At 54.4% G+C, this 19703-nt stretch carries 14 protein-coding genes; 12 read left to right on the forward strand and 2 right to left on the reverse strand.

What is annotated here, in order from left to right; translation table 11 throughout:
• The first annotated feature begins 144 nt into the window (after positions 1 to 144).
• The 5 genes from CFT68_RS09535 (at position 145) to CFT68_RS09560 (ending at position 7625) form a co-directional block, all read left to right on the forward strand.
• Positions 145 to 789 carry a WbqC family protein gene (locus CFT68_RS09535; RefSeq protein ID WP_088843201.1) on the forward strand — a complete coding sequence of 215 codons (645 nt, stop codon included), beginning with the start codon at positions 145 to 147 and terminating at the stop codon, positions 787 to 789.
• A 121-nt stretch (positions 790 to 910) separates the two neighbouring features.
• Positions 911 to 3532, forward strand: coding sequence for an ATP-dependent Clp protease ATP-binding subunit (locus tag CFT68_RS09540; protein ID WP_088843202.1), 2622 nt, complete (start codon positions 911 to 913; stop codon positions 3530 to 3532).
• 228 nt (positions 3533 to 3760) lie between these two features.
• Positions 3761 to 5329, forward strand: coding sequence for an acyl-CoA carboxylase subunit beta (locus CFT68_RS09545; RefSeq protein WP_088843203.1), 1569 nt, complete (start codon positions 3761 to 3763; stop codon positions 5327 to 5329).
• A 329-nt stretch (positions 5330 to 5658) separates the two neighbouring features.
• Positions 5659 to 6729, forward strand: coding sequence for a M42 family metallopeptidase (locus CFT68_RS09555; protein WP_088843205.1), 1071 nt, complete (start codon positions 5659 to 5661; stop codon positions 6727 to 6729).
• A gap of 89 nt (positions 6730 to 6818) precedes the next feature.
• Positions 6819 to 7625, forward strand: coding sequence for an ABC transporter substrate-binding protein (locus CFT68_RS09560; protein WP_245815325.1), 807 nt, complete (start codon positions 6819 to 6821; stop codon positions 7623 to 7625).
• 106 nt (positions 7626 to 7731) lie between these two features.
• Here the strand turns inward: CFT68_RS09560 and CFT68_RS09565 are convergent, their stop codons facing one another.
• Positions 7732 to 8937, reverse strand: a complete 1206-nt coding sequence (locus CFT68_RS09565) for a 3-phosphoshikimate 1-carboxyvinyltransferase (protein WP_088843206.1) — start codon at positions 8935 to 8937, stop codon at positions 7732 to 7734.
• A gap of 135 nt (positions 8938 to 9072) precedes the next feature.
• On the reverse strand, positions 9073 to 10113 hold the full coding sequence (gene aroB / locus CFT68_RS09570; protein ID WP_088843207.1) for a 3-dehydroquinate synthase: 1041 nt from the start codon (positions 10111 to 10113) through the stop codon (positions 9073 to 9075).
• Between the two features lie 208 nt (positions 10114 to 10321).
• Here aroB and CFT68_RS09575 point away from each other — a divergent pair, with 208 nt between their 5' ends.
• The 7 genes from CFT68_RS09575 (at position 10322) to lysS (ending at position 19156) form a co-directional block, all read left to right on the forward strand.
• The gene (locus CFT68_RS09575; protein ID WP_088843208.1) at positions 10322 to 10705 is read left to right on the forward strand and encodes a hypothetical protein; all 384 of its coding nucleotides are present in this window, start codon (positions 10322 to 10324) and stop codon (positions 10703 to 10705) included.
• Positions 10706 to 10945: 240 nt separating this feature from the next.
• Complete coding sequence (locus CFT68_RS09580) at positions 10946 to 12139, forward strand: proline dehydrogenase family protein (RefSeq protein ID WP_088843209.1); 1194 nt, start codon at positions 10946 to 10948, stop codon at positions 12137 to 12139.
• A 112-nt stretch (positions 12140 to 12251) separates the two neighbouring features.
• On the forward strand, positions 12252 to 12620 hold the full coding sequence (locus CFT68_RS09585) for a hypothetical protein (protein WP_088843210.1): 369 nt from the start codon (positions 12252 to 12254) through the stop codon (positions 12618 to 12620).
• Positions 12621 to 12815: 195 nt separating this feature from the next.
• The gene (locus CFT68_RS22480) at positions 12816 to 13625 is read left to right on the forward strand and encodes a hypothetical protein (protein WP_449404431.1); all 810 of its coding nucleotides are present in this window, start codon (positions 12816 to 12818) and stop codon (positions 13623 to 13625) included.
• A gap of 322 nt (positions 13626 to 13947) precedes the next feature.
• A complete protein-coding gene (locus CFT68_RS09595) occupies positions 13948 to 16095 on the forward strand; it encodes a carboxy terminal-processing peptidase (protein WP_088843211.1) in 2148 nt (715 codons plus the stop codon).
• Between the two features lie 273 nt (positions 16096 to 16368).
• Positions 16369 to 17406: a hypothetical protein gene (locus CFT68_RS09600; RefSeq protein ID WP_245815326.1), complete on the forward strand. Its 1038-nt coding sequence runs from the start codon at positions 16369 to 16371 to the stop codon at positions 17404 to 17406.
• A gap of 187 nt (positions 17407 to 17593) precedes the next feature.
• Positions 17594 to 19156 (forward strand): lysine--tRNA ligase, encoded by a 1563-nt coding sequence (lysS, locus tag CFT68_RS09605; RefSeq protein WP_088843213.1) that lies wholly within the window; start codon positions 17594 to 17596, stop codon positions 19154 to 19156.
• Positions 19157 to 19703 lie beyond the last annotated feature (547 nt).

The raw sequence follows: 19703 nt of genomic DNA on the forward strand, positions 1-19703 counted from the left end.
GAACTTGCTGCTCACCGCATTTTCTGCATCAACTGCCCTCGGGCGCATTTATTTTGGCCGCTAGGCCACCTTTTTTCTAGTTTACGGAATCAGGAGCGAAACAGCAGCTTTGCCACTTCACTTCTGCCGTCTTACTCAGCCCGCATGTTGCTCCTTTCAGAAATACAGTACCATCCGCCCATTACCTTTTTCAGCCAGCTGCTCGGGGCCGAAGCGCTATGGCTGGAAACCCAGGAGCACTACCGCAAGCAAACCTACCGCAACCGCTGCCTGATTTTAACGGCCCAGGGCGTAAAACCCCTCACGGTGCCGGTAGTAGATGGCAACCGTAGCGAAAAGGTGCTTACCTCAGAAATCGAGATTGATTACCGCCAGAACTGGATTCATCAGCATTGGCGCACCCTGCAAACCGCTTATGGCGGCACACCGTATTTTGAGTATTACGCCGACTATCTGCACGATATCTACGTACAGAAACCCCGGCTCCTGTTTGAGTTGAATCTGGCCTTTCTACGCTTCTATTTGCGCTGCCTGCGCCTACCGCTTCCCGTTCAATTTACCACCGAATACCTCCCCTCCTACTCTTCCGCCTCGGCCCTAGGCCACTCCGCAACCGGGTGGCAGGACCGGCGGGATTGGCTGACACCCAAAGCCGCTGCCACGGCCGAACCTGACAGGACGTCGGGTAAGGCTTACCAGCAGACGTTTGGTAAAGATTTTGTACCCGGACTCAGCATATTAGACCTGCTCTTTATGCAGGGCCCGGCCGCCGGCAGTTTTCTTGCGTAGTGTAACTGTCGCCCCCGAACCTTCGCCCGCCTCCATCTGTTTCAGATACCAGCGGCCCCACCCCCGCAGTTCTCGTAAAACGTGCTTGCGGGGTTCCGTTTTTCTTCACTACCTTATCTGCATGGAAGCTAAATTCTCAAATCGAGTCAAGGAGGTCATCTCCCTGAGCCGGGAAGAGGCCATCCGGCTCGGGCACGATTATATCGGTACCGAACACTTATTGCTGGGCATGATCCGCGAAGGGGAAGGCACGGCCATTGGGTTGCTCAAGAAATTGGGCGTATCCGTGGACGAGCTTAAGTACGCCCTCGAACAGGCTACCCGTAATACGGCCACGCAGGGCACGAGCATTACTGGCTCTATCCCGCTGACAAAACAGACCGAGAAAGTCCTCAAGATTACCTACCTCGAAGCCAAAATCTTCAAGAGCGAAGTAATTGGCACGGAGCATCTGCTCTTGTCTATCCTGCGCGACGAAGACAACATTTCGTCTCAAATTCTCAGCAAATTCAACGTGAACTACGAATCTGTGCGCGATTCGCTGGACTACCACGGTAACACGGCGAACAACCCCACCAACGGCCCTGAGGCCGATGATGACGACAACGACCGCCTCTTTGGAGGCTCGGCTGGCCGCGGTGGTGCGGGAGCCGGAGCTACTCCTAAGAAAGGGGGCGAAAAATCGCGCACTCCGGTGCTCGATAACTTCGGCCGCGACCTGACCAAGCTGGCGGAAGAAGATAAGCTCGACCCCATTGTAGGCCGCGAGAAAGAAATTGAGCGCGTAGCTCAGATTCTGTCGCGCCGCAAGAAGAACAACCCTATTCTGATTGGTGAGCCTGGTGTAGGTAAAACGGCTATTGCTGAAGGCCTTGCTCTGCGCATCATCCAGAAGAAGGTATCGCGCGTGCTCTTTGGCAAACGCGTAGTTACGCTCGACCTTGCTTCGCTGGTAGCTGGTACTAAGTACCGTGGCCAGTTTGAAGAGCGCATGAAGGCTGTGATGAACGAGCTGGAAAAGTCGCCCGATGTGATTCTGTTCATTGACGAGCTCCACACGATTGTGGGTGCCGGCGGTGCTTCAGGCTCCCTGGACGCTTCCAACATGTTCAAGCCAGCCCTAGCCCGCGGCGAGATTCAATGCATCGGCGCTACTACGCTGGACGAGTACCGTCAGTATATCGAGAAGGATGGCGCCCTGGCCCGTCGTTTCCAGATGGTGATGGTGGACCCTACCACGCCCGAGGAGACTATCGAAATCCTGCACAACATCAAGGACAAGTATCAGGACCACCACCATGTGGTATATACTGATAAGGCCATTGAGGCATGCGTGAAGCTGTCGGACCGCTACATGTCGGACCGCTTCCTGCCAGACAAAGCCATCGACATTCTCGATGAGGCTGGTGCCCGCGTGCACATCAACAACATTGTGGTTCCCGAGGATATTCTCAAGCTCGAAGAGCAGATCGAGAATATCAAGACGGAGAAGAACCGCGTGGTGAAGTCGCAGAAATACGAGGAAGCTGCCAAGCTCCGCGACACGGAAAAGAAGCTCATTGATCAGCTCGAGCAGGCCAAGAAGGATTGGGAAGAGGAGACCAAGAAGAAGCGCTACACCGTGAAGGAGGAGAACGTAGCCGAGGTAATTGCCATGATGACCGGCATTCCCGTCAATCGCGTTGCCCAGAATGAAAGCGCCAAGCTCCTGAATATGGGCGAGGAGCTGCAGGGCAAGGTTATTGGCCAGGATAAGGCCATCAAGCAACTGGTGAAAGCCATCCAGCGCACCCGCGTAGGCCTGAAGGATCCGAAGAAACCAATCGGTTCGTTCGTATTCCTTGGCCCAACCGGTGTCGGTAAAACGGAGTTGGCCAAGGTGCTGGCTACTTACCTCTTCGACAAGGAAGATTCGCTGGTGCGGATTGATATGTCGGAGTACATGGAAAAGTTCAGCGTATCGCGCCTGGTGGGCGCGCCTCCCGGCTACGTAGGTTACGAAGAGGGTGGTCAGTTGACGGAGAAAATCCGACGCAAGCCATACTCAGTAATCCTGCTCGACGAGATTGAGAAGGCTCACCCCGATGTATACAACTTGCTTCTGCAAGTGCTGGACGACGGTATCCTGACCGATGGCCTAGGCCGTAAGGTAGACTTCCGGAACACCATCATTATCATGACCTCCAACATCGGGGCCCGCGACCTGGCGGACTTTGGGGCAGGCATCGGCTTCGGCACGAAGGCCCGTCAGGAGAATCTGGATGAGCTCACGAAAGGCACCATCACGAACGCGCTTCGCAAGACGTTCTCGCCGGAGTTCCTCAACCGTTTGGATGACGTGATTGTCTTCAACTCCCTGGAGAAAAAGGACATCCACAAGATCATCGACATCTCGCTGGCGAAACTGCTGGGCCGTATCCAGACACTGGGCTACCGCGTGGAGCTGACCGATGCCGCCAAGGACTTTGTAGCCGAGAAAGGCTACGATCCGAAGTACGGTGCACGTCCGCTGAACCGGGCCATCCAGAAGTACATCGAAGATCCGATTGCGGAGGAAATCCTGAAGGCGGAAATCGTGCAGGGTGATGTTATCACGGCTGATTACACGGAGGGCAGTGAAGAACTGACCTTTGCAGTAAGCAAGAGCGGTGAGAAACCAAACCTGGCCAGCGATGAGCGCCCAGAGGAAGCCCCCGAGCCAACGGACGATGAGCCGAAGGACACGAAGAAGAAAGGCGAGTAATCGTCTGATAGCAGAAGTTCGAAAGGCCGGTTCCAGTAATGGAGCTGGCCTTTTTCTATGCGCCTTTTGTAAAGGGCCCGCATAGCCGGTTCCTCTTGGGCATTAAAATACTTTCTGGTAAATCCCTATTATATGCCCCAGAATTCTGGTGCGGCTTTTCTTTACGGGTGCGTTACCTTTGGCCTCCTACCCTAAGTTTTCATTCTGCATTTATCCAGCCCACCCCGCATGTCTGATCCGCACGCTGACGCCCAACTGAGCAAACTCGAAATTCTCGACCGCAAAAACCAGGAAGCCCTGCTAGGCGGCGGCCAGGCCCGCATTGATGCCCAGCACAAAAAAGGCAAGCTCACTGCCCGCGAGCGGGTTGATTTGCTGATGGATGAAGGCTCGTTTGAAGAGATTGGCAAGTTCGTGATGCACCGCTCCAAGGACTTCGGTCTGGATAAAGAGTATTACCTCGGTGATGGTGTGATTACGGGCTACGGTACCGTGAATGGACGTTTGGTGTACGTTTTCTCCCAGGACTTCACGGTGTTTGGCGGCTCGCTTAGCGAAACTCACGCCGAGAAAATCGTGAAGATCATGGACCTGGCCATGAAGAACGGGGCTCCCGTGCTAGGCCTCAACGATTCCGGCGGAGCCCGCATTCAGGAAGGCGTGGTGAGCCTAGGTGGCTACGCCGATATCTTCTATAAGAATACGCTAGCCTCGGGTGTGGTGCCGCAGCTTTCGGCCATTATGGGCCCTTGCGCTGGCGGCGCGGTATATTCACCGGCCATCACCGACTTTATTCTGATGGTGCAAGACACGAGCTATATGTTCGTGACTGGCCCGAACGTGGTGAAGACTGTAACGCACGAAAACGTAACCAGCGAGGAGCTCGGTGGCGCCAGCACGCACTCAGCCAAGAGCGGTGTTACGCATTTTTCCTGCGCCAACGAGGTGGAGTGCATCACCTACCTCAAGCGTCTGCTGAGCTATATGCCGCAGAACTGCGAGGAAATCGCTCCTTCCCGGCCTTACGAGAGTGGCCTAGACGAGGCTAGGCCAGTGCTGGACACCATCATCCCGGAAAACCCTAACCAGCCGTATGATATCCGGGAGGTAATTGAAGGTATAATTGATGCAGACTCCTTCCTGGAAGTACACCAGAATTTCGCGGAGAATATTGTAGTAGGGTTTGCCCGCCTGGGAGGCCGCAGCATTGGTGTAGTGGGCAACCAGCCGGCGGTGCTGGCCGGGGTACTGGATATCAACGCCAGCACCAAAGCGGCTCGTTTCGTGCGCTTCTGCGACTCATTCAATATTCCGCTGCTGGTGTTGGAAGATGTGCCCGGCTTCTTGCCCGGAACCGATCAGGAGTGGCGCGGCATCATCACCAATGGCGCCAAGTTGCTCTATGCTTTCTGCGAGGCTACCGTGCCGCGCATTACGGTAATTACCCGTAAAGCCTATGGCGGGGCCTACGACGTGATGAACTCCAAGCACATTGGAGCCGACATGAACTACGCCTGGCCTACGGCCGAAATTGCGGTGATGGGTGCCAAGGGAGCCGCCGAAATCATCTTTAAGCGGGAAATTGCGCAAGCCGAGGATCCCGATGCGAAGCTGCAGGAAAAAGTAGACGAGTATCAGCAGAAATTTGCCACTCCTTATCGCGCGGCGCATCGGGGCTTCGTAGATGAAGTTATTCTTCCCTCGCAGACACGCCAGAAGCTGATTCGGGCATTCAAGATGTTAGAGAATAAAGTAGATACGCTGCCTCGCAAAAAGCACGGCAACATCCCGCTGTAACTAATTGCATTATGTACTGGCTAATTGTAGGTGGTATATCTGCTATAATGGCTTTGCTAATACGTTTCTCACTCGGGCGTATCATTTTAACAGTGATAAGCCTTTTTTCAGGGGGGCAACCATTAGACGAAAGCACAAACAAAAGCTCCAAAGAGTTTAGTGGATACCTACTAATTTTTAGTATGCTGTGTGTTATTTCAGCACCACTTACTGAATATGTATGGAAATACAGCGGGCTGGTTCTGGGTGAATTGGCTGCGACTTTCCTCTTAGCCCACACGTTTTATAAACGCTTCAAAGCGTCAAAAAACATTACCAAGTAACTCCTCATGCGTCAAGAAAGCTTCGATTTCCTGCAGAAATACCTAAATAACGCTTCCCCTACTGGCTTTGAAATGGAAGGCCAGAAGTTGTGGCTCGACTATCTCCGTCCGTACATCGACGAGCATTTCGTGGATACCTACGGAACAGTGGTGGGCGTCATCAATCCGGAAGCGAAGTATAAAGTGGTGATTGAAGCGCATGCCGATGAAATAAGCTATTTCGTCAACTACATCACGAAGGAAGGCTACCTCTATCTGCGTAAGAATGGCGGTTCTGACCCTCTGGTAGCCCCTAGCAAGCGGGTGAACCTGCACACCAAGAAGGGCATTGTGAAGGCCGTTTTCGGTTGGCCGGCTATTCATGTGCGGAAAGTGGAGCAGGACAAAGCGCCTACCATTGAAACCGTTTTCCTTGACTGCGGCGCCGCATCTAAGGAAGAAGTGGAAGAAATGGGCATCCATGTGGGTACCGTGGTGACGTTTGAGGACGAGTTTACGGTGCTCAACGACAAGTTTTACGTAGGCCGCGCGCTCGATAACCGTATCGGAGGCTTCATGATTGCGGAGGTGGCCCGCATGCTGAAGGAGAACGACAAGAAGCTGCCCTTCGGCCTGTACATCGTGAATGCGGTGCAGGAGGAAATAGGCCTACGCGGTGCCGAGATGATTGCCCACCGCATCAAGCCCGATGTGGCCATCATCACGGATGTGACGCACGATACGCAGTCGCCGATGTATGAGAAAAAGACTTCAGGCGACATTTTCTGCGGCAAGGGTCCGGTTATCACCTATGGCCCGGCAGTGCAGAACAACCTGCGTGACCTCATCATTGAAACCGCTCAGCAAACGGAAGTTCCGTTTCAGCGTGCCGCCGCCACTCGTGCCACCGGCACCGACACCGATGCGTTTGCCTATTCTCATTCCGGTGTAGCCGCCGCCCTTATTTCGTTGCCGCTGAAATACATGCACACCACCGTTGAAACTGTGCATAAGGATGATGTGGAGAGTGTTACAAAGCTTATCTACGAGACGTTGTTGCGCATTGAAGACGGCCACGATTTCCGCTACTTCAGCTAGGCCTATTCACTAACTTAACTTCAGAACCCCTACTTACTCAAAACGAGTGAGTAGGGGTTTTTCTTTGGCCACACGATACCTTTATTGCTATGAGCTTCCCTCCTATTCCCAGCCTGCCCCTTAGCGTTACAGATCAAATGGGCCGGCGCGTGGCCGTACCGTTTCCCCCGCAACGCATTGTATCGTTGGTACCCTCGCAAACGGAGCTGCTGTTTGATCTAGGCCTGGGAGAGCGGGTAGTTGGCGTAACGAAGTTCTGCATTCACCCAGTAGAGGCCCGCCAGAAAGCGGCCGTAATTGGCGGCACCAAGAACTTTCATCTGGAGGAGATTGATGCACTGAACCCCGACCTCATCATCGGCAACAAGGAGGAAAATTACCAGGAAGGCATTGAGCAGCTAGCGGCAAAGTATCCGGTCTGGATGAGCGACATCTCAACGCTGCCTGATGCCCTGGATATGATCAGGCGTGTAGGCCTCATCACGGGTCGCAAGCCGCAGGCTGATGCGTTGGCTGATAATATCCAGACCACCCTAGGCCAGATGCCAGCCTCTGAAGAACAGATATCGGCGGCTTATTTCATCTGGCGCAAGCCATATATGGTAGCTGCCAGCGGTACGTTCATCGATGATTTGCTCCAGCGCGCAGGCTTCCGAAACGTCTTCGGACAGCTGGGCCGCTATCCGGAAATTTCGGCAGAACAACTACAGGCGGCGGCGCCCCAGCAGATTCTGCTGTCATCGGAGCCCTACCCTTTCAGTGAGAAGCACTTGGCGGAGTTTCAGCAACTTTGCCCCCAGGCCACAATTCGGATTGTGGATGGCGAGCTATTCAGCTGGTATGGCTGCCGCTTGCAGCATACGGCCGCGTATTTGCGGGAGCTTACGATTCGGTAAGCATGGCGCAAAACGATATCAGGGCCAATTCTGGCTGAACTTGCAGCGCTAGGCCACTAGTCCAGCCACAATTGGTCCTGACGGTGTGATAAAACAAGAAGTGTGGTTAGCTGGCTTTCTCTGTAAATCCTATTTTATCTAGCTCCTTCCAGAACTGCGGATAGGATTTCCGTACCACTTGGGGCGCCTCAATGGTAAGGCGGCCGCGTAGCGCCAAGGGCGCAAAGGCCATAGCCATCCGGTGGTCGTGGTAAGTGGCAACGGTTTGGCCGGTTACCTGGAAATCTTGGGAAGTTACCCGGAAATGCTCGTTGCCTTCGTCGGTGAGGGCGCCGCCGAATTTGGCCAGCTCCGCCTGGAGAGCCGCAATGCGGTCGGTTTCCTTAATTCGCAGGCTCTCTAGGCCAGTCATTACGACGGAGATGCCAAGCGCGGCGGCTACCACGGCTACAGTTTGGGCCAGGTCGGGGCAATCGGTGAAATCCTGGGTGAACTCGCCGGTGGGCTCCGTTTGCGTTAGGCGCACCGATTCATTGGCCAGAAACTCCGTTTTCACGCCTAGCTTTTCCATGATACCCACAATGGCCTGGTCGCCCTGCAAGGAGTGGCGGCGCAGATCTGGCAGCGTGAGGTGGGAGCCAGCCGGGGCCAGCGCCACCATAGCGTACCAGTAGCTCGCCGCCGACCAGTCGCCTTCCACGGCGTAATCGGTAGGCTTGTAGGCCTGTGGGCGCACTTCCAGCACCTCACCCAGGTCGCGACACTGCGCGCCAAAATGTTGCATCAGGGCCTGCGTCATGCGGATATAGGGGCGGGAGCCTACTTTGCCGGTCAGCCAGATGCGTAGGCCACTCGGCAGCATCGGGCCAACCATCAGGAGCGCTGAAATGTACTGGCTGCTAATGTCGCCGCGCACTGTCAGTTCCGTAAACTCATCGGTGGCGGGTTGTGGCGTGCGGCCCAGCAGGCGCATGGGTGGATAGCCCTCCTGGCCCGTGTACTCAATACGGGCTCCCAGCTGGCGCAAGGCATCTACCAGGATACCGATGGGGCGCTCCTTCATTCGGGCCGTGCCCGTTAGTTCGGTTTGGCGGCCCGTCATGGCAAGGTAGGCCGTCAGGAAGCGCATGACGGTACCCGCATCTTCGGCATCAAATAGCGGCGCCTCCGGATTGATTAGGAGCCGCTGCATGAGCTGCGTATCGTTGGCATCCGACAGATTACCTAACTGGCCGCCGCCGGCTAGGGCCTGAATAATAAGGGCGCGGTTGCTTTCGCTTTTGGAAGCCGGCAGTTGCGCCGTGCCCCGCAATGGCCCCCCAGGCCAGGAAAGAGAAACAGAAGAGCTAATGACTACTAGGCATTGTGGTCTGAAGCATTTGCCGCAAACCTGGTGAAATTCAGGAAAAAGAGGTGGCAGCATCTGGCCTACCGCTTGGCAGCGGACTTACAACCGGTGGTAGTAGCGCAATGATTCAGCAATTTCTGCCACGGTTACGGGTTGGTCGTACACAGCCTGGCCGATGGCTTCGAGCAGAGTGCAGTTGATGATGGAGCCCGCGTTTTTCTTATCCTGCCGAGCCAAATCGGCAATGGCATCTGTTTCCAGCGTCACGAACTGCACTTTATCAAACACTGAGAACAGGAAGGTCTCGACCTTGTCTAGCTCCTCAGCGCTTAGCAGCCCTTTCTCGTGGCTTAGCCAGGCCTCGCATACCATTCCGGCTGCTACTGCTTCGCCGTGCAAAATCTCCCGGCCTGGCTGTAGCAACAGGTAGCTCTCCAGCGCGTGGCCTACGGTATGCCCAAAGTTCAACACTTTGCGTAGGCCACCCTCCAGAGGGTCTTGCGCCACAATGCGCTGCTTGAGCGCCACCGATTCACGGATAATAGGCGTCCAGTCTTCTACAAACATGCCTTGCTGACGCTGTTCAGCAAACGCCTGGGCATCTGCAATCAGCCAGTGCTTGACCACCTCGGCGTAGCCCGATTTCAGCTGGCGCGGGTCCAGGGTTTCCAGGAAGCGTGGCTCTATGCACACAGCCGCCGGCTCCTGAAATACACCCAGCTGATTCTTGAATCCCATAAAATCGACGCCGGTTTTGCCGCCTACGCTGGCATCTACTTGCGCCAGTAGCGTGGTAGGCACCTGCACAAAGCGGATACCGCGCTTATATAGCGCCGCACAGAAACCACCCAAATCCGTCACGACGCCGCCGCCCAGGTTGAGCAGCACGGCATAGCGGTCGGCCCGCTTTTCGGTGAGCTGCTCCCACACGGTTTCGCAGGTAGCCAGCGTTTTGTACTCCTCCCCCGCCGGAATTTCAATCAGCGTGTGCGCTTCGGGCAGAAACGGTTTCAGTTGCGGATAGCACTGCCGGGCGGTGTTGCTATCGGCCAGCACCCAAACCTGGCTTACCGCTGGCCTACGCACCATTTCTGCTAGCGCGGGCAAGGCCTCTGGGCCGATAAAAAGAGTATTTTCCAAAGCTTTCGTTCTTTTTTCAAGAATTACCTGTCACCTCAACAATAATTCGGGCAAAATTAGCTTGCTTTGATGCAACTATTATATCCCTTCGGCACTCATGGTAGTGCAACTTAACTTCTATTATTTTATGTCGTCGTTTGTTCGTGGTGTATTACTACCCCTTGGAACCGGACTTATACTTTTTACCAGTGCTTGCAGCCGCGATACAATGCCCACCGCCGAGGAACAATTGGTTGGCCGTTGGGAGTGGGTGGCAAGCGCCAATAAGTCTGCCGCCAGCTTAACGCCCGCCTCTACAGGCCATCGGGTTTGGGTTGATTTTGACCGGCGCGGCCGGGCCCGTTTTTATGAGGATGGCACGCTTCGGAGCGCGGCGGCCTTTTCTATCCGGCGGGCTCCGAAGCAACCAGACCAGAAACGCTCCTTCCGGCACATGATTATTTACCGGGGCTATCAGAGCAACCAATACTACTCCATCTCCGGCAACCGCCTGTATCTGCAGGATGCGTCGGGCAAGGTGGTAGAGCACACGTATATTCGGAGCTCCAGCGCTCCAGCGGTGCAGGTAGCTTCCACCAAAACCATCCAGTAACGGCCCACATGGCCTAGGCTCCGCCGGCGGCTGGCGAAATACGCTAGCCGCTGGCGGAGCTGCGTTTAGTTTAGAGCAGTGCTGGCAAGGTTTCCCGCCTGCCGTAGGCCACTCCGCGCCCCGAACAACAGGTAAGCAGAAAGTGCTATTAGCAAGCGGTAACTATCCCGTCAGGAAAGGTGTTTAACGGCTATCTTCGCACCGCGAAACCCACCCACGCTCGCCCAAACTAACCACCTGATGTCCGTAACTCATGCCCCGCGGCTGTCCTTCGATGACACTGCTGTTGCCTTCGCCTCCAAATCCGATAACGAGTTGCGCCGCATGTACGCCCTCTTTGCGGCCATGAACAACAATTCGCTGGTGAAGACCGGCAGCGGGCTGATGAATACCGCTTTGCGGTGGCATATTCCAGGCACCAAGTTTCTGATCAAGAAATCTATTTTCGAGCAGTTCTGCGGTGGTGAGACCATTAAGGAGTGCCTGCCGGTAATTCAGGAGTTGGGCCGCTACGGCATTGGTACCATCCTCGATTACTCCGTGGAGGGCAAAGGCGACGACAAGAGCTACGACGCCACCACCACTGAAATTCTGGCGACGCTGGACATGGCGCACCGCTCCCAGCACATTCCGTTCTCGGTATTCAAAGTGACTGGCCTAGCCGATACGGCTATCCTGGAGAAAGTACAGGCCGGCACTGCCCTCTCTCCTAGCGAGCAGGAAAGCTTCGAGCGCAGCAAAAAACGCATCAACGCCATTTGTGCGCGGGCCCACCAGTATGGGGTGCGCGTGTTTGTAGATGCCGAGGAAAGCTGGTTCCAGGAAACCATCGATCAGCTGACCTACGAGATGATGCAGCGCTACAACCGCGAGTCGGCTATCGTCTGGAACACCTACCAGCTCTACCGCCAAGACCGGCTGGAGGCCATTGAGAAGGCTTACGCCGACGCAGTGCGTGGCGGCTATTTCCTGGGCGGTAAGCTCGTGCGCGGCGCTTACATGGAGAAGGAAGCGCGCGTAGCCCAGCAACAGGGCCGCCCCAACCCCATCAACCCCACCAAAGACGCCACCGACCAGCTCTACGACGATGCCCTGCGCTTCTGTGTGCAGCACGCTGACCATATCAGCATATGTGCCGGCACCCATAACGAGGCAAGCTCGTTGCTCCTTACTGAGTTGATGCAAGAGAGTGGCCTACAGCCCGGCGACCAGCGCATCTGGTTTGCCCAGCTATACGGCATGAGCGACAACCTCACCTACAACTTGGCCAATGCGGGCTACAACACGGCCAAATATGTGCCTTATGGTCCCGTAGAGGCTGTTATGCCCTACCTGCTTCGGCGGGCCAATGAGAACACCGCCATTGCCGGCCAGACCAGCCGGGAGTTTCGCCTTATTCAAAAGGAGATGAGCCGGCGCAAGACGCGCAAGTAGGCTTTTTTCCTTATCGGCACAGTTTTAGTAGCCTGCGCCCGCTCCACCAACCTATTGTTGGTGGAGCGGGCGTTTTTTTTGCTAGATTCCGCTCCCATTTCCCTCTTTGCTCATGACCGGCCGAGTACGCAGCCATCTTATCCGCTTTGCCCGCACCCAGGTGGGCACCACCAGCTACCTCAATTTAGTGCAGGAAGCTGAGCTAGGCCTCAACCTTGATATTTCCCACGAGAAATCGGGCTTGAATGAGCTGTTAGCTGAAATTTCAGAAACAGAGTTCCGGTCTGGCCGGCCTATTCTGAGCTGCCTGGTAAAGGTGGAAGGCTCCAAAGGACAAGGCGACAACTTCTACAAGCTCTGCGAACGGCTAGGCCTAGGCGAGTGGCGCACACTCAAACAGGAGGAAGGCTTCCTGAAGACGATGCGCAATGAGTGCCGGGCTTTTTGGCAAGACGATGAAAATTTCAAGCAATTTGCCTGATTTGCATACAGTTAGCACGTGTTTGTGACCTAGATGAAGACCGAGGAATAGTAGAAAGGGCCGAATTTTATGTAACCCCTGTTCGGTTACTGCCGTTAAGCTCCCTTGAAACCACCGTGGTACTTTCCTTTCCAAAAGTAGTACTACGGCAGGTGGTTACTCTCTCCTATTCATTCATTTTACTTCCCACCTCACATGAACACCAACGATTCAATCAACCCCACGAATAGCGGCACTGGTTCAGGTTCTAACTATGGTACTGGCTCGGCTGGTTCAGGCTACGGCACTGGCAGCGAGTCTAACTCGAGCGGCAACATGGGCAACTCTTCCATGGGCAACTCTAGCCTGAGCGGTTCTTCGGATACCAACCCCCATCATGACCACGATGCTACCGCTAAAGGTGCTGCTGTAGCCGGTACTGCTGGTGCAGTAGTAGGCGCAGGTGTTGATGCTGTACAGAACGCCGCTGGCGATGCTGGCCGTGCCATCACGGGTTCTACTACTTACGGTACTTTCCGCGACCGTGACAGCGCTGAGCGTGCTTACCAGTCGCTCTCTTCGCGTGGTTATTCTAAAGACGACGTAAACGTACTGATGTCGGATGATACGCGTAAGCGTCACTTCGGCGACAACACGCCTGACACCGATCTCGGTGATAAGGCTATGGAAGGCGCTGGTGTAGGTTCTGCCATTGGCGGTACTGCCGGTGCTGTAATCGGTGCTATTGCGGCTATCGGTACTTCGGTAGCTCTGCCAGGCCTGGGCCTAGTAATTGCTGGTCCTATTGCAGCAGCTTTGGCTGGTGCTGGTGCCGGTGGTCTGACGGGTGGCCTAGTAGGTGCACTGGTTGGCTCGGGCATTCCTGAGGAGCACGCTAGCGAGTACGAAAGCGACATCAAAGATGGCGGTATCGTAATGGGTGTGAAACACCGCAGCGACGAAGATGCTCGTTACTTCGAAGATGAGTTCCGTCGTAACAACGGCGACAAAGTGCGTCGCTACTAAGTAGTCATTGCACGAGTTGATAAAGGCCCTTCCCTTGCGGGAAGGGCCTTTATTTTTTTGTTTTCATCCGTTCATTTCACGCTCACCTTTTATCTCTTTATTTGTTCCAAGACTATATATGCCTCCAGTAGTAGGTCATCTCAGGCCACCGCATGCAACCTCCTGCCACAAACTTCTTTCTTTTTATACCTGAGCTGTATAGTTGGGCACTTATTTGGCAGTTGCTGGCGTTTTTGGGTAGAACAAGGCCTTAAAAGGCACGTAAAGCACTGGGATGCTTTTCCTGTATATTTGACTTTCCTCCATTTCAATCGGATTCTTCATGTCTTCCACCCGAATCAAGATAGGCCTATACGCCTCGGTGTTGCTGGCAGTATTCGTGCTGGCTTCTTATAAGCTGTACCGGCGCAATGATGCTCGCTCGCCTCAAAAAGACGAGGTTCTTATCAAAGCCATGCTGCAGGGTCTGAGCGCGGCCCATTATCAACCCGAGAAGATTGATGACTCCTTTTCCAAAAGGGTGTTCGATCTGTACCTCAAGCGGCTTGATTCCAGCAAGAAATTTCTGCTGCAGTCGGATGTAGAGCAGCTGCGCAAGTACCAGACCGACATCGACAATGAAGTTCTGCGTGGTACGCACGAGTTTCTGGACCTGAGCACGCAACTTATGGACCAGCGTGTGAAAGACGTTCAGACACTTTACCACGAGATTCTGGCCAAGCCGTTTGACTTCACTACGGACGAGACGTTTGAGACGGAGCCTGATAAGGCCGCTTTCCCCGCTAATGCGGCTGCCCAGCGCGAAGAGTGGCGCAAGTTTCTGAAGTACCAGACGATGGTGCGTGTATCAGAAATGATGGACGAGCAGACTAAGAAGAAGGACAAGCCATTGGCTTCTACTGCGGCGGCCCCTTCTACCGCTACTACCTCTGAGCCCATGCGTACTCCGGAGCAAATGGAAGCCGAAGCGCGCAAGCGGGTGCAGAAGTACTTTGATGACTACTTCAAAGATCTGCAGCAGACGGATGCTAACGAGCGTCTGGCTACGTATGCCAATACCATTGCCAATACCTACGACCCCCACACTGAGTACTTTGCTCCGCGCGACAAGGAAACGTTTGATGTAGCCATGACTGGCCGCTTCGAAGGTATTGGTGCCTCGCTGCAGGAAAAAGATGGTCAGATAAAAGTATCTGATATCATTCCGGGTAGTGCTTCTTACCGTCAGGGCGAGTTGAAAGCGGGCGACATTATTATGCGTGTGGCGCAAGGCCCAGCCGAACCAGTTTCAATCGAAGGCATGCGCCTAGATAAAGCTGTTTCGCTGATCAAAGGCAAGAAGGGCACAGAAGTTCGCCTCACGGTGAAGAAGCCAGATGCCAGCACCAAGATCATTTCCATCATTCGTGATGTAGTGGTAATTGAAGAAACCTATGCTCAGTCGGCGACTATCAATGAGGGCGGCAAGAAGCTGGGCTACATCAAGCTCCCTACGTTCTATGCCGACTTCAACGACAACGGCGGCCGTAGCTCTGCCGAGGACGTGAAGAAGGAGCTGGAAAAGCTGAAGCAGGAAAATGTGCAGGGTGTTGTGCTCGACCTTCGCTTTAATGGTGGTGGCTCTCTGCAGGATGCCGTAGAAATGGCGGGCCTGTTTATTGAGAGCGGCCCAGTAGTGCAGGTGCGCGGTGGCCAGGGTGCTGCCAGCGTTTACAACGATAAAGACCCACGCGTGCAATACGGCGGCCCACTGGTGGTACTGGTAAACAAATACAGCGCTTCCGCCTCCGAGATTTTGGCCGCTGCTATACAGGACTACAAGCGTGGCGTAATTATGGGCTCTGCCAGCACGTATGGCAAAGGCACGGTGCAGCGCATCTTCGATCTGGATGATGCCATGCCTGCCGAGTTCAATAGCATCAAGCCTTTTGGCTCGTTGAAGCTCACTACCCAGAAGTTCTACCGCATCAATGGTGGCTCTACGCAGTTCAAAGGCGTGGTGCCAGACATCGTTCTGCCTGATGCCTATAGCTACCTCGACCAGGGCGAGAAAGAATCGGATTACCCACTGAAGTGGGACGAAATCAGCCCGGCGCGTTACCGCGCCTGGAGTGGTGCTCCTGCCACTGACAAGCTGAAGCAGGCCAGCACTACGCGTGTTGCGGCCAGCCCTAGCTTCAAGCAGCTTTCGGGCATGGTACAGCGCATGGTGAAGCGGAAGGATGAAACTAAGGTTTCGCTGAAACTTGCTTCTTTCCGTGCTGAGCAGCAGCTGGCCAAAGTGGAGTCGGATAAGTATGAGGCTATTCAAAATGCCGCTCCAGTTATGGCTATTGCTCCATTGTCAGTGGATCTTCGGGCTCAGGGTGCCGACACGATCAAGGTGAACCGTGCTTCCCGCTTCACCAAGCCATTGAAGAAGGACATCACACTGCGCGAAGCAGTGGCCGTTCTGAAAGATCAGATTTAAGCGTACGTTTTTCCTACATCTTGAAGCCCCTTGTACATTTTGTATAAGGGGCTTTTTGCTGGTCAATCAGGAAGCTAAGTGGCCTAGAAGCTACTGAAGCGAGCCTCAATAATTACCCCATTTCAATTAGCAAATCAACCAAGAAAAACAACACGAAAATATTTTTCACTACTTGACATAAACCATTGATAATCAATTAAAATTTGTTTAGTAATTACTGACAATATTTTTAGCAAATGAGAACTCAAAACGTGCTCATCCTGTTTACTTAGCATGACAACGATGAACACAGAAACCCAGATCATTCCTCTTGTAACGGAGGAGCAGAAGCAGGCAGAGGAAGCATGGCGCAGGTCTATTCCGGCCCAGGTGTTTCTTAACTACTTCTTTGCTATCAACTATCACATACAGGAAGGCGACGACGCGCAGGGTGGCCTACAGCATCTCCCCTATTTCCGGGCACATCAGGCGGAGCTAGTGGAAGCCGATGAGCAGGCCATTACTAAGCTGCTGCACGCGTGCTGGAGCACGGAGTACGCCTTGCGTGCCACAGCGGAGCTCGGCGACGAGGACTACTTGCGCAACGCCCTGCACTGGACGTTCCCACAGGCATACCACACCATTATGGCTGGCCTACAGGCTTTCCTGTACACAGCCGGAGTGCGTAGCAACAACCCTTCGCTGATTCGGCGGGAGGTTGGGCGCCTGGTAGTGCGCAATGCGTATCCTAGGCCTATCTCGTTCTATGCAGCGGGCACCTACGGCGACTTCAGCATTCACCGCTTGCCTCTGGCTGGCTACAAGGCTGGCTTGCACATAGCCGGCAAGGAGATTGATGCTCAGGCCCAGATTGGCCAGTTCTTACGTACCACGCGCCGCCTAAAGGCGCAGTGGACGCGCCAACAGGTGCAGGCAAACCCTAACACGGCACTGCGCAGCCAGAAGACCGGCAAGGTGCTGGATAAATGGACAGCTTCGCATTGGCAGCAGATTACGTGGCGCCTTGGCTATACCACCATCTTCGATCTGCTGGGCCGTCTGCAGATTTCGCAGACCAGCCGCGAGATTGAGCGTTACGTGGAAGCCGAAATTGACTTTAAGCTCTTCCACCAGTCGCTGCTCAATATTGTGAGCTACCTCAACGGCATCCACGAGACGTACGTGGCAAAGGCCATGGGCCTGGAGCGTTACCAGAAGCTGGTCGCCGAGCTACCGAAGCACTTGCAGAACTCGTTCGTGCAGGAGCGCCTCCATACCCGCATCGAGCCGATTCTGCAGGAGCAGGAGCCAATGATGCGCCTGGCCGCCTAGGTTCTTATGTAGTTTGTCTTACTCCATATACACCTAAGCGCCGCCCTTCTGGGGCGGCGTTTTTTGTTTGTAGGCCACTCAACTAAGTATCAATTCACTGGTTTATGCAAATAAGTGTTCCGGCCGCGCTATTTTTGCAGCTTGACTTTTCCGGCCCCGTGTGGGCCTTGTTTTTACGCCCCGTCCCATGCAGCACCTCAGCGAACAGGAGATAATTCGCCGCAATAAGCTCGATGAGCTTCAGAAGCTCGGTATTGAGCCGTATCCGTCCGAGCTGTTCGACGTTACTTTCTACGCCCAGGAGATTCTCGACAACTATCACGTAGAGCTCAACAACTTCCAGGATGTGAGCCTGGCGGGCCGTCTGATGTCGATTCGGGTGAAGGGCAAGGCTTCCTTCGCGGAGCTCCAGGACGCTTCAGGTCGCATTCAGCTCTACATCAACCGCGATGAAATCTGCCCTGGTGAGGACAAGGAGCTGTACAACACGGTCTTCAAGAGGCTGGTAGACCTCGGCGACTTTGTAGGCGTGAAAGGCCACGTGTTCAAGACGATGGTAGGCGAAACGTCAATCCACGTGACGGGCTTTACGCTATTGAGCAAGAGCCTGCGGCCACTGCCCGTAGTAAAGGAGCGCACGGATGAGGCCACCGGCGAGAAAATCACCTACGATGCCTTCACTGACCCCGAGCAGCGCTACCGCCAGCGGTACGTGGATTTGGTGGTGAACCCGCATGTGCGCGAAGCCTTCATTAAGCGCACGCAGCTGGTGCAGGCCATGCGCAACTACCTCAACGACAAAGGCTATCTGGAGGTAGAAACCCCGATTCTGCAGCCGCTGTACGGCGGTGCGGCTGCGCGCCCCTTCAAAACGCACCACAACACGCTGGACATGACGCTGTACCTGCGGATTGCCAACGAGCTGTACCTGAAGCGACTGATTGTAGGCGGTTTCGATGGCGTATATGAGTTCTCGAAGGACTTCCGCAACGAGGGCATGTCGCGGTTTCACAACCCCGAGTTCACGCAGATGGAGCTGTACGTGGCCTACAAAGACTACTACTGGATGATGGATCTGGTGGAGGAAATGGTAGAGCGCGTGGCCCTGGCCCTGCATGGCAAAACGGAAGTACAGGTGGGCGAAAATCTCATCAACTTCCAGCGCCCCTGGAAGCGCTTCACGATGGCCGAATCTATTGAGCACTTCACAGGCTTCAATATCGATGGCAAGAGTGAAGACGAGCTACGTGCCGCCGCCAAGGAGCTGAAAGTAGGCCTAGACCCCAGCATGGGCAAAGCCAAAATCATCGACGAAATCTTCGGGGAGCACGTGGAGCCCAAGCTGATTCAGCCCACCTTCATCACGGATTATCCCGTGGAAATGTCGCCGCTGGCGAAGAAGCACCGCAGCAAGCCGGGCCTAGTAGAGCGCTTCGAGGCCATTTGCAACGGTAAGGAAATCTGCAACGCCTTCTCGGAGCTGAACGACCCGATTGACCAGCGCGCCCGCTTCGAGGAGCAGCTGGAGCTGGGCAAGCGCGGCGACACGGAGGCCATGGTACTGGACGAGGACTTCCTGCGGGCCCTGGAATACGGCATGCCGCCCACGGCTGGCCTAGGCATCGGCATCGACCGCCTGAGCATGATCATGACCAATTCCAACTCCATCCAGGACGTGCTGTTCTTCCCGCAAATGAAGCCAGAATACGCCAAGTCGGAAAACGCGCCCAAGCCTGAGACCGAAGCATAGGCAGCATGGCCTAGGCCACTAGGCACAAATGAAGAAAGCCTCCCGCTATTGAATGGCGGGAGGCTTTCTTATTAAAACGGACTTTAAAATTAGCTGAACAGCTTTTTCCTGAGGAAGCTTGCGATGAGCGAGTAAGTTTTGCTATCGAGAGATGTTGCCCATTTCCCAATAAAAGCCTTACTGCCGGCAATTTTACGATCAGGTGCCTGCCCAACTTCTTGTAAGTCGGTTATGAGTTCTTTTACGAAGGCGCCCGGGGCAGGTTTCTAAAATCCCTAAAAAGAAGTGACCTAGGCCACTTATGGCACCCCTATTACGTCAGAAAGCCTCCCGCTAAAATAATTGCGGGAGGCTTTCCTTACTACAAATCAGCTTACCATTCCGGCCAAGTAGATAAAAGAAGTGTGCGATGGACAGCGTATGATTTTACTGACAGATTGTTTGACCAGATCCTGTCAGAAGCTCTACGGTCGGCAATTTTACTTTTAAATATTCTTTAACCTTCTTTTTAAGCTGGTTGTATATTCTTTAACGCTGTGTTTACCAA

The organism is Hymenobacter gelipurpurascens, from assembly GCF_900187375.1.
Lineage (GTDB): Bacteria > Bacteroidota > Bacteroidia > Cytophagales > Hymenobacteraceae > Hymenobacter > Hymenobacter gelipurpurascens.

Bases quoted from the DNA above. Each gene is read 5' to 3' on its own strand.
- CFT68_RS09600 (WP_245815326.1), top strand. From the start codon at position 16,369: ATGACAACGATGAACACAGAAACCCAGATCATTCCTCTTGTAACGGAG.
- CFT68_RS09535 (WP_088843201.1), top strand. From the start codon at position 145: ATGTTGCTCCTTTCAGAAATACAGTACCATCCGCCCATTACCTTTTTC.
- CFT68_RS09560 (WP_245815325.1), top strand. From the start codon at position 6,819: ATGAGCTTCCCTCCTATTCCCAGCCTGCCCCTTAGCGTTACAGATCAA.
- CFT68_RS09575 (WP_088843208.1), top strand. From the start codon at position 10,322: ATGCCCACCGCCGAGGAACAATTGGTTGGCCGTTGGGAGTGGGTGGCA.
- CFT68_RS09545 (WP_088843203.1), top strand. From the start codon at position 3,761: ATGTCTGATCCGCACGCTGACGCCCAACTGAGCAAACTCGAAATTCTC.
- CFT68_RS09595 (WP_088843211.1), top strand. From the start codon at position 13,948: ATGTCTTCCACCCGAATCAAGATAGGCCTATACGCCTCGGTGTTGCTG.
- CFT68_RS09580 (WP_088843209.1), top strand. From the start codon at position 10,946: ATGTCCGTAACTCATGCCCCGCGGCTGTCCTTCGATGACACTGCTGTT.
- CFT68_RS09555 (WP_088843205.1), top strand. From the start codon at position 5,659: ATGCGTCAAGAAAGCTTCGATTTCCTGCAGAAATACCTAAATAACGCT.
- CFT68_RS09585 (WP_088843210.1), top strand. From the start codon at position 12,252: ATGACCGGCCGAGTACGCAGCCATCTTATCCGCTTTGCCCGCACCCAG.
- CFT68_RS09540 (WP_088843202.1), top strand. From the start codon at position 911: ATGGAAGCTAAATTCTCAAATCGAGTCAAGGAGGTCATCTCCCTGAGC.
- lysS (WP_088843213.1), top strand. From the start codon at position 17,594: ATGCAGCACCTCAGCGAACAGGAGATAATTCGCCGCAATAAGCTCGAT.
- CFT68_RS22480 (WP_449404431.1), top strand. From the start codon at position 12,816: ATGAACACCAACGATTCAATCAACCCCACGAATAGCGGCACTGGTTCA.